The organism is Flavobacterium piscis (assembly GCF_031457575.1).
GTDB lineage: Bacteria > Bacteroidota > Bacteroidia > Flavobacteriales > Flavobacteriaceae > Flavobacterium > Flavobacterium piscis_A.
In genome coordinates this window covers 1-13,708 of record NZ_JAVDWQ010000033.1, presented here as the reverse complement: position 1 = coordinate 13,708, position 13,708 = coordinate 1, and the positions used below count along the sequence as shown (strand labels likewise).

The following is a 13,708-nucleotide window of genomic DNA, read 5'->3' as shown; positions in this document are numbered from 1 at the left end:
CCGTAACTCCTTTTTGCATAAGATTTAGTTTTGTAAAACTAAAATATGAAAATATTTCAATGAACTTATGTCTTCCGAACACCTATGTTTTAAAAACCTGTCGGGTTTAACTCTGTGCAAACTTAATTTTTAAGTTCTTCCAAACTCTCTTTTAAAGCTACAATAAAAGCATCAATGTCAGATTTTTTCACAGTAAGTGGTGGCAAAATTCTTAGCAGATTTTTGTTGTTTGCGCTTCCTGTAAAAATATGTTTCTCGATAATTAGCTTTTTTCTTAAGACACTTACATCAAAATCAAATTCAATTCCAAGCATTAAACCTTTTCCTTTTACTTGTTTGATTCCGGAAACTTGTTTGATTTGTTCTGAGAAATAAGCCGAAACTTCGTTTACATTTTTCTGTAAATCCAGTTTCTCCATTACATCCAAAACTGCAATTCCTGCAGCACAAGACAAATGGCTGCCGCCGAAAGTAGTTCCTAATAACCCAAAGCTTGCTTCAAATTTTGGAGAAATTAAAATCGCTCCAACCGGAAAACCATTCCCCATTCCTTTCGCTACCGAAATAATATCAGCGCTGATTCCGTGATGTTGGAAAGCAAAAAACTTTCCGCTTCTTCCGTATCCTGATTGTACTTCATCCAAAATCAAAACCACATCATGTTTTTTACACGTTTTCTCCAAAGCCTGAAAAAATTCTGTTGTTCCCTGGTCTAAACCTCCAACGCCTTGAATTCCTTCAATAATTACAGCAGAAACATCTCCTTTTACTAATTCAGCTTCAACCAAATCTATTTGGTTTAAAGGTAAAAAAGTGACTATTTGCTGTGCATTAATTGGTGCTACTATTTTTTTGTTATCCGTAACCGCAACCGCAGCAGAAGTTCTTCCGTGAAAAGAATTATGAAAAGCAACTACTCTTGATTTTCCGTTATGGAAAGAGGCTAGTTTCAAAGCATTTTCGTTCGCTTCGGCACCAGAACTGCATAAAAACAATTCGTAATCTTCTAATCCTGAAAGTTTCCCTAATTTCTTAGCCAATTCTACCTGCAAAGGATTCTGAATAGCATTTGAATAAAATCCTAAATTGTCTAATTGATTCTTTAGTTTTTCAACATAATCAGGTTGCGTATGGCCAATCGAAATTACACCATGTCCGCTATATAAGTCTAAATATTCCACTCCGTTAATGTCTGTAATTGTGCAGTCTAGTGCTTTTACAGGCGTGATGTCGTAAAGTGGGTATACGTTAAATAAATTCATTTCTCTTAAAGTTAAATGTTATTTGTTAAAAGTTAGAAGTTGCACAATGACGTATAACATCTAACTTTTAACCTTTTTACTTTTTTTTCTAAAATCCGCTTGGTTTCAAATGCAAACCTGTAGTTTCTTCCAGTCCAAACATTAAATTCATATTCTGAATCGCTTGTCCTGAAGCACCTTTGGTTAAATTATCTATAATTGACGTTATTAAAACCCGGTTTCCTTTTTTCAATAAGCTGATGATGCATTTGTTAGTCTGCACCACTTGTTTCATATTGATGTTTGTCGTTGTCACCGTTACAAAAGGTTCATCTTTATAGAAATCTTCATATTTAGTAACCAATTGCTCCAAACTATCGTCAGAAAGTGTATACAAGGTTGCAAAAATTCCTCTCGGAAAATCTCCTCTGTTTGGAATAAAAAGCAATTCACTTTCAAAATCATCCTGTAACTGAACCAGACTTTCTGAAATTTCACCTAAATGCTGGTGTTCAAAAGCTTTGTAATGCGACATATTGTTATTTCTCCAACTGAAATGCGATGTTTCCGAAAGTCCAACTCCGGCACCGGTACTTCCAGTTGTCGCATTAATATGAACATCATTGTTTAGCAGGTTATTTTTAGCTAAAGGCAATAAAGCCAATTGAATGGCGGTAGCAAAACAACCTGGGTTTGCAATGTAATTTGCTTTTTTAATTTCTGATTTATTCAATTCCGGCAAACCGTAAATGAAATCCTTCCCATCGAAATGAGCATCCTTGTTCAACCTGAAATCATTTCCTAAATCAATGATTTTGGTATGACTTGCAAATTGATTTTCCTTCAGGAATGAAATTGATTTTCCATGTCCTAAACATAAAAAAACAACATTTACATTCGAATTCACAACATCAGTGAAATTCATTTCGATATCTCCCATCAAATCGTGGTGCGCCACAGAAAGCGGTTTACCAGCATTGGTCGTACTGTAAACAAAATCAATATTTACATTAGGATGATACATCAATATTCTGATAAGTTCTCCAGCTGTATAGCCCGAACCACCAATTATTCCGATATTAATCATGATCTAAATGATTTACAGATGAAAATATATTTTGTGCATTTCCTAAAATCTTAATGAATCCCTTTGCATCGTCAGATGTCCAGGCATTGTTCATTTCTCCGTATTGACCAAAACCTGTGTTCATTAAATCATTGTCAGATTCAATTCCGTCAAGTGAAAAATGATATGGTTTTAGAGAAACGGTCACTACACCATTTACAGTCTTTTGTGTATCTTGTAAAAATGTTTCGATATTTCTCATAACCGGATCAAGAAACTGACCTTCGTGGAATAACATTCCGTACCAGTTTCCTAACTGTTCTTTCCAGTATTGCTGCCATTTACCAAGCGTATGTTTCTCTAATAGATGATGTGCTTTGATGATGATTAACGGGGCGGCCGCTTCAAAACCAACTCTTCCTTTGATTCCGATAATGGTATCACCTACGTGAATATCTCTACCAATTGCATAAGCATTTGCCAGTTTTTCAAGGGCAACGATATTATTGGAAGGTTTATCTGTCTGACCATTAATTCCAACCAATTCTCCTTGTTCAAAATGAAGTCTCACTTTTTCTTCTCCTTCTTTTTGCAATTGCGAAGGATAAGCGTCACTTGGTAACGGCTGACTTGAAGTCAGGGTTTCTTTACCCCCAACACTTGTTCCCCAAAGTCCTTTATTGATAGAATATTGTGCTTTTTCCCAAGAATAATGAACACCATTTTGAGCTAAATAATCAACTTCTTCCTGTCTTGACAATTTCAAATCTCTAATTGGAGTGATAATTTCAATTTCAGGAGCAATGGTCTGAAAAATCAAATCAAAACGAATCTGGTCATTTCCTGCACCTGTACTTCCGTGTGCGATGGCACTTGCTCCTACTTTTTTAGCATATTTAATGGCTTCTATTGCCTGAAAAACACGCTCTGCACTCACTGATAACGGATATGTATTGTTTTTCAACACATTCCCGAAAATCAAATATTTTATAGCTTTATCATAATATTTATCTACGATTGTCAGGTTGGCATGTTGCGCACTTCCTAATTCGTAAGCTCTTTTTTCAATAGCAGATAATTCTTCAGCATCAAATCCTCCTGTATCTACAAGTACGGTATGAACTTCGTATCCTTTTTCATTTTTTAAATATTTCAAACAATACGAGGTATCCAATCCTCCACTATAAGCTAATACAACTTTTTTCATTTTTTATAATTTAGGCCAATACTTTCGTATTTAGCAAGTTTGAGATTTCTTTTTCCATTCATATTCTTAAGATAAAAAACCGAAAGACAGTATTTTATTTAAGAATAAAGCTTGTTTAATTTTTTTTAATCTTTTCAAAACAGCCTCATTAAAAGGGTGCCTTGGCGGATCTTTAGGCTTGTCTTTTGGATCGTACAACATTCCGGTACAAAGACACATTTTGTTTTCTTTGCTTTTTAGAATTTCGTAATTCGTACAGGTTTTGCAGCCTGACCAAAAACTAGGATCTGTTGTAAGTTCTGAAAATGGCACAGGTTTGTAACCTAAGTCTGAATTGATTTTCATTACCGCTAAACCAGTTGTAATCCCAAATATTTTGGCGTCCGGATATTTTTGTAAAGAATAGTCGAAAACTTTCGATTTTATCTTTTTGGCTAAACCCAGATTTCTATAATCAGGATGTACAATTAAACCGGAATGTGCTACGAATTTACCGTGCTGCCAACTTTCGATATAACAAAAACCTGCAAATTTTCCATCTGCCAAAGCAATCATCGCATCACCGTTCGACATTTTTTTCTGAATGTATTCAGGAGTTCTTTTAGCAATCCCTGTCCCTCTTAACAAGGCAGATGATTCTATTGTGTCGCAAATTTCCTGTGCGAATTTGAAGTGTTCTTCCTGAGTAACAACAATAGAGATTTTCATTTCAATAGTTGAAGTTTAATGTTAAAAATAAAAACAGATTTTTTTTTATAAAATCCTAAAACCAGTTCCATAAAATCAAATAAATAATAAGCAATACACACTAAATCAAAATTTTGATCAGGAGTAAAATTTAAATTATAAATACTTTTAGGATATGTTTGCCCTATGGGCAACTTAGATGATTTCAAAATGAAAATGAATATAAATAAATACGCGGCGAAAAACTCTGTGAATACTATAAAGATAGCATCCGTACTTCGGGAGAAGTTACAGGTGAGTTTGTCCGTGACAAAGAAGTTGTATGTAAACTTATTTTATTCATTGGGGCAAAAGTACACTATTTTTTAATTTACAATACAAAAAAATAAAATTCTAACATTTTTTTAATGTAATGTTATTTTTAAACAAACAAAAACCCGATAGTTACGCATAACTATCGGGTTTTCAAAAAAATAATAATTTATCGATTAATTCTTTGTAAAAGGAATTACTTGCCCATTACCTAAAACAATCATATCAAATCCAGTTTTAGCTTCATTAAATTTGAATTTTAATCCGGCTCTGTTAGATTGAAAAGTATCTTTTTCACCCGCTACAGGTTCAACAGAAAACTTAGGGAAATTAGTAATTTCAACATTTATTACGCTGTTTTTTTCTGTCAACTCAATTTTCAAAGATGCCTCTTTTGTAGAATAAGTCCCTAAATAACCATCCAGAACGAGATCTTTCTCAATTTTTCCTTTTCCGGCAGTCCAGATATTGTTAGTTTCATTGTGATCAGGAAAAACATGATCCGGATCCAGCGTTATACTTTCAATTTCTTCCGTAGAATTATGTTTGAAAGACCAATCTTTATTACGCTGCCAAATTTCAACAGGTAAATTAACTCTTGTTACTTTTCCACTTTTAGTCTTTACATCCAATACAATTGGCATTGGCATTTTGTCTAAATTTTCAACAGTAATAACAACGCCTTTTGCAGGATCATTTTTCACATATTTAATTGAATTTACACCTTGGTCAAAACGCCAGTTATTTACATACCAGCTTCTCCAGAACCAGCTTAAATCTTCTCCGGCAGCATTTTCCATTGATCTGAAAAAGTCATCAGGTGTAGGATGTTTATACGCCCAACGCTCGATGTACGTTCTAAATGCGATATCAAAACGTTCTTTTCCTAAAACCTGCTCTCTTAAAATTATCAAACCGGCACTTGGTTTAAAATAACACAACATACCAATATTTGCTTCCTTCATGTTATCAGGAGAACTCATAATTGTTTCTAAATCTGATCGGGTAAATGGTTCAGCCAGTTCATGCAAATCAGTTGGTTCGTCTTTATATTCCCCATTATTAAATGCTTCGGTACTTAAGGAATTGATAAAGGTATTAAATCCTTCATCCATCCAGGCAAATAATCGCTCGTTTGACCCCACGATCATCGGAAACCAGATATGACCAAATTCATGATCTGTTACACCCCACAAATCTTTTCCTTTTGATTCCCATCCGCAGAATACAATTCCGGGATATTCCATTCCGCCCTCGTTTCCGGCTACGTTTACAGCGGCTGGATAAGGATATTCAAACCATTGTTTTGAATAATGTTCAATTGAGGCTTTTACATATTCAGATGAACGGCTCCAGGCATCATTTCCTGAACTTTCAACAGGATATGCTGATAAGGCCAAAGCTTTTTTACCGCTTGGAAGATTTATTTTTGCTCCGTCTAAAATGAAGGCTGGTGAAGATGCCCAGGAAAAATCACGGGAATTTTTGATTTGAAAATGCCATGTTTTTTCAGCAGCAGCATTTAAGTTCGCTGTTGTTGCTACTTCATCAGCAGAACGAATTATAACTGTTTTATCACTTTGCCCGGCTTCTTTATAACGCTTAAATTGTTCAGCAGAAAATACTTCTGATCCATTTAGCAATTCTCCTGAACCCACAACATAATGATTGGCAGGAGCAGTAATATTTACATCAAAATTGCCATATTCTAAGTAAAACTCTGAAGCTCCTAAATATGGTGCCGTATTCCACCCTCTTACATCATCATAAACACACATACGTGGATACCACTGCGCAATAGTAAAAATTTTACCGTTTTTGGTTTCTAAAACCCCCATTCTGTCAGACCCTTCAAATGGAGCTATGAATGAAAACTCAATTTTAATTTTTACAGACCCTCCCTTTGATGCTAATTCCTGTGGCAGAAAAATTTGCATTCTGGTATCTGTAATTATATATTTTGCTTCGGCTTCTGTTTTTTTCTTTCCTCCAGAAATTACTTTAACCGATTTAATTTTATTTCCACCATCAAAAACTTGTCCCTGGGCTCCGTTACGGCTTCCTGTCAAAGGCACTATGGCATTTCCTCTTGAATCACTTTTGAATAAATTTTGCTCTAAATTCAGCCACACGAAAGACAGTTTATCCGGACTATTATTGGTATACGTAATTTCGTCTGTACCTATAATTTCATTTGTGGCGGCATTTAATTTTACATTTATTTGATAATCGGCTCTGTTTTGCCAATATTCAACACCCGGCTGACCACTTGCAGCCCGTGTTGGAGTACCATTATTTGTGTAAAAATGTGGCGCAAAAGCATCGTGATAATCGTAATTATTAACTGAATTTGTTGCTGTTGTAGCTGGGGTTTGTTGCGCCCAAACAGAAGAAATTCCAATAAATAAAGCCATACCTAATAAGGCTTTTGGAAAGTTTGTTTTCATATTTTATACCTATTTGTATAGCAAATTAATGAAAAAAAAAGGTATTTACAGAGAAAAATAAAAGCTTTAATTCAATTTTAGTAAAATTTTATTAAAACAATAATTTGGTGGTTTTAAACTGAAAACTAAAATTTTAAAAATATATTTACAACCAATAAAATTAACTTTAAATCAATTTTTATTATTTTGAACACAACTATTTCAAACAAAACACTTACTGCATCTGTAAAACATGCCGGAGCCGAACTGTTTTCGCTTATCGATAATCAAAACAAAGAATATATGTGGAGTGGAAATCCTGATTTTTGGGCAAAACACTCCCCAGTACTTTTTCCAATTGTTGGAAGTTTAAAAAATGACACTTATACCTTTAATCAAAAAGATTATCATTTGCCAAGACATGGTTTTGCACGTGATATGGAATTTCAATTGATTCAAAAAACAGAATCTGCAGCAACTTTTTCTTTAGAGTATAACGAAGAAACTCTTGAAAAATATCCTTTCAAATTTGAATTGCAGATTATTTATCAACTTGAAGGAAATAAACTTCGGATAGCCTACAAAGTAATCAATAAAGGAGAAATTCAAATTCCTTTTTCTATTGGGGCTCATCCGGCTTTTTCTTTACCAAAGGAATTCTCAAATTATGATATTGAGTTCGAAAAAGAAGAAAAACTGGAATATTTTCTTTTGGATGATGGCTTAATTTCAAATACAACAAAAATATTAAAAACTTCAGAAGATGGAGTTGCCTTACATTACAAATTGTTCGAGAACGATGCTTTGGTTTTTAAAACACTGAAATCAAATTCATTAACGATCTTTGAAAACTCAAAACCTTATCTTAAAGTAGATTTTAAAGATTTTCCAAATTTAGGAATCTGGACCAAAGAAAATGCTCCTTTTATTTGTATTGAACCTTGGTTTGGTTATTCTGATACAATTGAAAAATCAGGTGATTTATTTAAAAAGGAAGGCATACTGCTTTTGGACGCCAATCAAACTTTCAATTCTGTTTTTAGCATAGAAGTTCTTTAGGCATTTCAATATTAAAACAAAATCCCATTTTGAATAAAATTTTTCAAAATGGGATTTTTGTATTAAAAAGAAAGTAACATTATCTACTCCACTCATTGATACTATCTTTGTTCATTTTTACATAATCCTGATTATTTGCTGCTTCAGCTGCCCCCAGAGATATTTTGGCTGTTTCAATAGCTCCTGATTTATCTCCTTGTTTTGCCTGAATTAGTGATTTTAATCTTGATACATAATATGGTTTATCTGTACTCATATCCAACGCTTTATCAACATAAGTTCTTGCATCAGTAATGTTTCCGTTTGATTGAAAAAGATATTGAGCTGCAGCAAAATAATCATTCCATGTTGGTCCGCCTAGAGCCTTTTGAATACTTGTAATTGCTATTTTTTGTGTAGGAACTTCAAACTTTAAAGCTACATGAGAATTTTCCCAAGCCATTTCTAAATAGGCAAAATTGGGATCAAGCCCACTAATACTAATCGTAAATGATTCAACAGGTGTAGGCAAAGCATCTTCTTTTACAGTAGTTTTTAAGGCCACATTGGCTTCATTCCAATTTTCAGGTAAGCCCCAATTATCAGTTGCTGAATAGAAAATTACTTCCCAGCTTTCTATTTTAGGTATAGTATATAATGCATACTTTCCCTTTTTTAATGTTTTACCATCAATAACAACATCATCACTAAAGCTGATGATTGTATTTTCATTAGCACCCGTTCTCCATAATTTACCAAACGGAACCAGATTTCCAAACACGGCTCTTCCTCTTGCTCCTGGGCGGGAATAAACAATTTCAACATCTGTTAATCCAACAGTTTGCTTAATAATGGCTTTTGGACTTGCCTGAGGTGTTCTCACTTGCGCTTCAGCAGCAAAACACGCCAATATAATAGACAGTGTAATAAATATTTTTTTCATTTTTAGCTTATTTTTGTTTTGCTCAAATTTACAAATTCAATTACGTAACAATTGTTAATTTTTACTTAATTCAAACAACTAATTGTGATATTTTTTTAGCATTTAATTCATTAAAATTATTAATAATGATATCGGCATCTGATAAATCCTGTAATTTCGAGTGTTCACTATTGTAACCAATGCAAAAAATACCGGCTGCTTTAGCCGCTTTTACTCCATTGGTACTATCTTCAATTATAAGGCAATTGTCTTTTGGAGCCACTGACAAGGAAGCTGCATGAATAAAAATAGCGGGATTGGGCTTTGATTGTGGAAAATCTTCTCCACTTACTATATGTGTAAAATATTGGTGCAAATTAAAGCGGGTAAAAACACGATCAATAGTTACTTTTGAGGCTGAGGAAGCTAAAATTAGCTGAATTCCGTTTTGATGTAAATCCTTTATCAGGTTTTCTACTCCTTCCAATAAAAATAAATCTTCTTTGGTATCGAAGGCATCATTAAAAATACTTCTTTTTCTTTGAATTAAATCCTCCACTTCGTGACTAATTTTAGGAAAAAATCCTTTTAATGTTTGAAATGTATTTCTGGTAGAAAATCCGGTAAACGAAGTATACATTTCTTCAGTAACATCTATATTTAATTCTGAAAATTGTTTATAATAAGCATAACGGTGTACGGGTTCAGTGTCAACAATTACACCATCCATATCAAAAATTACTGTTTTTATCATTTATAGGTTTATTATTTATTTTTTTTAATCAAATAACGAATTACTGTTTCGGCTGCATATAAACCAAATAATCCCGGCATATAACTATTTGTCCCGTAGAAAGATTTCTTATAATTAGATCCGTCTGTCATTCTTAGACTTGATTCATCCTGGATTTCAGAAGAGAAAACTACTTTTAATTTATCAATTTTCACTTCTTTTAAACGCCTGCGGATAGTTTTAGCGAAAAAACAATTTACGGTATTGGTAATATCAGCTACTTTTACTTTTGAAGCCTCCATTTTACCGCCGGCACCCATACTGCTGATAATTTTTACACGTTTGCGCTTTGCAGCAATTATCAGATTAAGCTTAGGAGTAACACTGTCAATACAATCCAAAACATAATCAAATTCTTCCGAAACAATCTCAAAGGCTCTCTCAGGCGATAGAAATTCCTGCACACGAGTTAGTTTTAATTCCGGATTAATATCCTGTAAACGGTCTCCAACAATTGTAATTTTTGGTTGTCCTACAGTTGAATGCAAAGCTGGAAGTTGTCTGTTAATATTTGTAATATCAACTACATCGCCATCAACAATAGTCATTTTACCCACACCTGCCCTTGCCAAAAATTCTGCTGCAAATGAGCCTACCCCACCTAACCCAACAACTAAAACATTTGAGTTTTGCAAATTTTCCAATCCTTCTTTCTTAAATAAAAGCTCGGCTCTTTCTGTCCATTCTGCCATATTATTTATAATTTATTAATGTTATTTTCTATTATTTGTCTTATTAAAAACAGTTTCAAAATTACTTGAGATAATCTCTTGTAATTTATTAATTTTTAAACCTTTATATTCTGATGCTAAATCATAAACCTGTTGAATATTTTCTTCAATCGTATCTGTTTCCAAAAAGAAGCGATCATTTGGAATATCCTGAAAAACGGTTTTTAATTCAGGATTACTAAGCAAATATTTTCCAAACGAAATATAAAACCCTTCTTTTATAAGCTGATTGGCAATCTGGCTATTTTTAGAAAAACCATGAATTACCATTGGAACCGAAATTTTTATTCTCTTTTTAATAGCAATAACTTCCTGAAAAGCTGCAACACAATGAATTACTACGGGTTTTTTATATTCTTCGGCCAAAGCAAGTTGTTTTTCAAAAACTGAAATTTGTAATTCTAACGGAATATCAATTCGTTTATCCAGACCACATTCGCCAATTGCCAGACAATTTTTGGTTTTGAGTTTTTCTTCAATAATTTTTAAATCCTTATTAATTCTTTCTTCTTTAATATACCAGGGATGAATCCCAATTGAATAAAACGGAATTGTTTCATCAAATTCATTTGGATATTGATTGACCAGTTCCAGTATATCAGGCTGATCCGTAAATTGATGTGTATGAAAATTAAAGAAATCCATTAATGAAATTTTTTTACTCCGGCTTTTATTTCAATATCCAAATCGTTTTCCAAAGGTACAATCGGACATGAATATTTATGATTATAGGCGCAATACGGATTGTATGATTGATTAAAATCTATTGCGATTGTATTACCTTTTGGAATTTTTAAATCAATATACCTTCCTCCTATATAACTTTCTTTGCCGCAAGTTTTATCAGAAAAAGGCAAAAACAAAGAGTCCTTATATTTATCAGATTTAGAAAGCCCGACATCCTGATAAACATTAAGTTGTAATACTACTCCATCAATCGTAAAAAAAACGGTTCCATATTTAATGTATTTAGGTTTTCTGCTTGTTGATGTTTTCATTTCAAAAGCTTTTTCGTTTGTAGCTTTTACTAATTTCGCGTTCACAAAATATTTATCACTTATCGGATAAAAATCCAATGCTTTAAATGTTTTCAAATCATCAGCCATTAACGGACTTGTCTTGATATCTGCATATTCTGTATTGATTGTCTCCTGAAATTTTTCTGTATCCTTTTTATTGAATTTGTTCTGACTATAGCAAAAATTAAAAGCCAGTGATAAAACAAATATGATAGTGTTTTTCATTATAGAAATTTTGAACAAAAATAGTTTAAAACTAATAAAGCACCAACGACTCTACATTACAAAGTTTTCTAACTTTGTTGAAAATAATTTTTTTCATAATGCTAAAAACCGCTTTTAACCATTACATCAATAATTTCAGAGGATTTAGAAGAGAAATTTGGATACTCGCCATTATAACTTTTATTAATCGTGCGGGTACAATGGTCTTGCCTTTTTTATCAAAATATTTAAAAGAAGATTTGCATTTTAGTTACAATCAGGTAGGCTGGATTATGGTTGCATTTGGATTGGGATCAATGCTGGGCTCTTGGTTGGGAGGAAAATTATCTGATAAAATAGGTTTTTATAAAATCATGATTTTTAGTTTGTTTACGACAGGAATCTCCATGTTTTTAATTCAATACATCACTACTTTTTTTGGGCTTTGTATAGGAATGTTTTGTTTAATGACTATTGCCGATATGTTTCGACCAGCCATGTTTGTTTCGTTAGGCGCTTATGCCAAGCCGGAAAACAGAACACGGGCCTTAACTTTAGTTCGTTTAGCGGTAAATTTAGGTTTTGCCGCAGGTCCGGCCCTGGGAGGTTTGATTATTATGGGAATTGGTTATCAGGGCCTTTTTTGGGTTGATGGCGCATCGTGCATTATTTCGATTTCTATTTTTGCCATATTAGTAAAAGAAAAGAAGAAGGTTATGTACGAGGATAAAACAGAAAGTTCTCAGCAAACAAAGTCGGTTTTTCAGGATAAAATATTTTGGGTGTTCTTGTTTGTGAGTTTTGTGACCGCTATGATCTTTTTTCAGCTTTTTACTACTTTGCCCTTATACCATAATGAAAAATTTGGGTTAACCGAATTACAAACCGGGCTTTTAATGACCTTAAACGGTCTTCTAATTTTTGCCTTAGAAATGCCTACTGTTGGCTTTATGGAAAGAAAGGGTTTTGCGAAAATAAAAATCATTATTCTTGGGTCTTTTATTATGGCACTCAGTTTCTTTTTGTTGCTGATAAATGTGTGGGCTGGAATACTTGTACTTAGCATGATTTGTATATCTATTGGCGAAATCCTCGCCTTTCCCTTTTCGAATGCTTTTGCTTTAAGCCGTGCTCCACGAGGGCAGGAAGGAAGATATATGGCTCTTTATACCATGAGTTTTAGCCTGGCCCATATAGTAAGTTCTAAAGTTGGCTTCGAAATTATTTCAAGATTAGGCTATCAAATTAACTGGCTTTTTATGGCCATCATTGGTGTTGTAGCTACCCTGTGTTGTTTCTGGATTAAAAATGCTTTAATTCGGGAAAAGGTTTCTTAAAAAAATATTTCATATAACAATCTTATATTCAATTTATTACTACTAAATTTAGAGCACTATTTCTTGTTTTATATTTAAACAAAACTTCTTTTTTAGTTAAATAACTATTTTTATAGTTGTGTAACTAAAAAAATAGTTGTAGGTTTGATTAAAATTAAAAACATGCAAAAACTAACCAACAAAGAAGAAGAAATCATGCACATTTTATGGAAGCTCAAAAAAGCTTTCGTAAAAGAAGTCCAGGCTGAAATTACCGAAGACCAACCGCATTACAATACACTTTCGACCATTATTCGAAATTTAGAAGAAAAAGGTTTTGTAGCTCATAATGCCTTTGGAAATACGCATCAATATTATCCAGTTATAACTTTAGAAGCATACAGCAAAAAATATATGAATGCGGCCATTGATAATTATTTCAACAGCTCCTATAAAAATATGGTTTCGTTTTTTGCTAAAGAAGAAAAAATTTCTGCCGCAGAATTAAGAGAAATTCTTGCTATGATTGAAACTCCAAAAGAAGAAAAATAATTAGTTATGGAAGCATTATTTATTTTTATCGCAAAATCAAGTGGTTTATTAGCAATGTTTTATTGTGCATACTTTTTTTTATTGCGTAAAGAGACATTCTTTAATCAAAAGAATTCCTCGAGGCTCTGCCTCGGGGTTTAGCGTAAAATAGAAAGATTAGTATATTTGTTGGATGAGCGAACACCTTTTCAAAC

General features: G+C 33.1%; 13 protein-coding genes. 3 read left to right on the top strand and 10 right to left on the bottom strand.

Annotated elements, in window-relative coordinates; all coding sequences use genetic code 11:
• Positions 1–122: 122 nt before the first annotated feature.
• The 5 genes from J2W48_RS22885 to J2W48_RS22865 form a co-directional block, all read right to left on the bottom strand.
• Positions 123–1,262, bottom strand: a complete 1,140-nt coding sequence (locus tag J2W48_RS22885) for an aspartate aminotransferase family protein (protein ID WP_310284512.1) — start codon at positions 1,260–1,262, stop codon at positions 123–125.
• Positions 1,263–1,350: 88 nt separating this feature from the next.
• Complete coding sequence (argC, locus tag J2W48_RS22880; RefSeq protein WP_310284510.1) at positions 1,351–2,328, bottom strand: N-acetyl-gamma-glutamyl-phosphate reductase; 978 nt, start codon at positions 2,326–2,328, stop codon at positions 1,351–1,353.
• Positions 2,321–3,514 (bottom strand): argininosuccinate synthase, encoded by a 1,194-nt coding sequence (locus J2W48_RS22875; RefSeq protein ID WP_310284508.1) that lies wholly within the window; start codon positions 3,512–3,514, stop codon positions 2,321–2,323. Before J2W48_RS22875 ends, argC begins: the two co-directional genes overlap by 8 nt.
• A 66-nt stretch (positions 3,515–3,580) precedes the next feature.
• Entirely contained in the window at positions 3,581–4,222 is a 642-nt protein-coding gene (locus J2W48_RS22870) for a GNAT family N-acetyltransferase (protein WP_310284506.1), read from the bottom strand.
• Between the two features lie 467 nt (positions 4,223–4,689).
• Positions 4,690–6,960, bottom strand: coding sequence for a M1 family metallopeptidase (locus J2W48_RS22865; RefSeq protein WP_310284504.1), 2,271 nt, complete (start codon positions 6,958–6,960; stop codon positions 4,690–4,692).
• A gap of 186 nt (positions 6,961–7,146) precedes the next feature.
• On the opposite strand from J2W48_RS22865, the gene J2W48_RS22860 reads away from it, so the two are divergent.
• On the top strand, positions 7,147–7,998 hold the full coding sequence (locus J2W48_RS22860; protein WP_310284502.1) for an aldose 1-epimerase family protein: 852 nt from the start codon (positions 7,147–7,149) through the stop codon (positions 7,996–7,998).
• A gap of 79 nt (positions 7,999–8,077) precedes the next feature.
• On the opposite strand, the gene J2W48_RS22855 is transcribed toward J2W48_RS22860, so the two are convergent.
• From J2W48_RS22855 to J2W48_RS22835, 5 genes are all read right to left on the bottom strand, one after another.
• Positions 8,078–8,920 (bottom strand): DUF2911 domain-containing protein, encoded by an 843-nt coding sequence (locus J2W48_RS22855; RefSeq protein ID WP_310284500.1) that lies wholly within the window; start codon positions 8,918–8,920, stop codon positions 8,078–8,080.
• Positions 8,921–8,990: 70 nt separating this feature from the next.
• A complete protein-coding gene (locus tag J2W48_RS22850; RefSeq protein ID WP_310284498.1) occupies positions 8,991–9,653 on the bottom strand; it encodes an HAD family hydrolase in 663 nt (220 codons plus the stop codon).
• An 11-nt stretch (positions 9,654–9,664) separates the two neighbouring features.
• Entirely contained in the window at positions 9,665–10,384 is a 720-nt protein-coding gene (locus J2W48_RS22845) for a tRNA threonylcarbamoyladenosine dehydratase (protein ID WP_310284497.1), read from the bottom strand.
• Between the two features lie 21 nt (positions 10,385–10,405).
• Positions 10,406–11,068: a TatD family hydrolase gene (locus J2W48_RS22840; protein WP_310284495.1), complete on the bottom strand. Its 663-nt coding sequence runs from the start codon at positions 11,066–11,068 to the stop codon at positions 10,406–10,408.
• A complete protein-coding gene (locus J2W48_RS22835) occupies positions 11,068–11,667 on the bottom strand; it encodes a DUF1684 domain-containing protein (protein ID WP_310284493.1) in 600 nt (199 codons plus the stop codon). The genes J2W48_RS22840 and J2W48_RS22835 overlap by 1 nt, the downstream gene beginning before the upstream one ends.
• 98 nt (positions 11,668–11,765) lie before the next feature.
• Between J2W48_RS22835 and J2W48_RS22830 the strand changes: the two genes are divergently transcribed.
• Positions 11,766–12,983, top strand: a complete 1,218-nt coding sequence (locus J2W48_RS22830; RefSeq protein ID WP_310284491.1) for an MDR family MFS transporter — start codon at positions 11,766–11,768, stop codon at positions 12,981–12,983.
• Between the two features lie 162 nt (positions 12,984–13,145).
• Positions 13,146–13,514 (top strand): BlaI/MecI/CopY family transcriptional regulator, encoded by a 369-nt coding sequence (locus tag J2W48_RS22825; RefSeq protein WP_310284489.1) that lies wholly within the window; start codon positions 13,146–13,148, stop codon positions 13,512–13,514.
• The last annotated feature ends 194 nt before the right edge of the window (positions 13,515–13,708 follow it).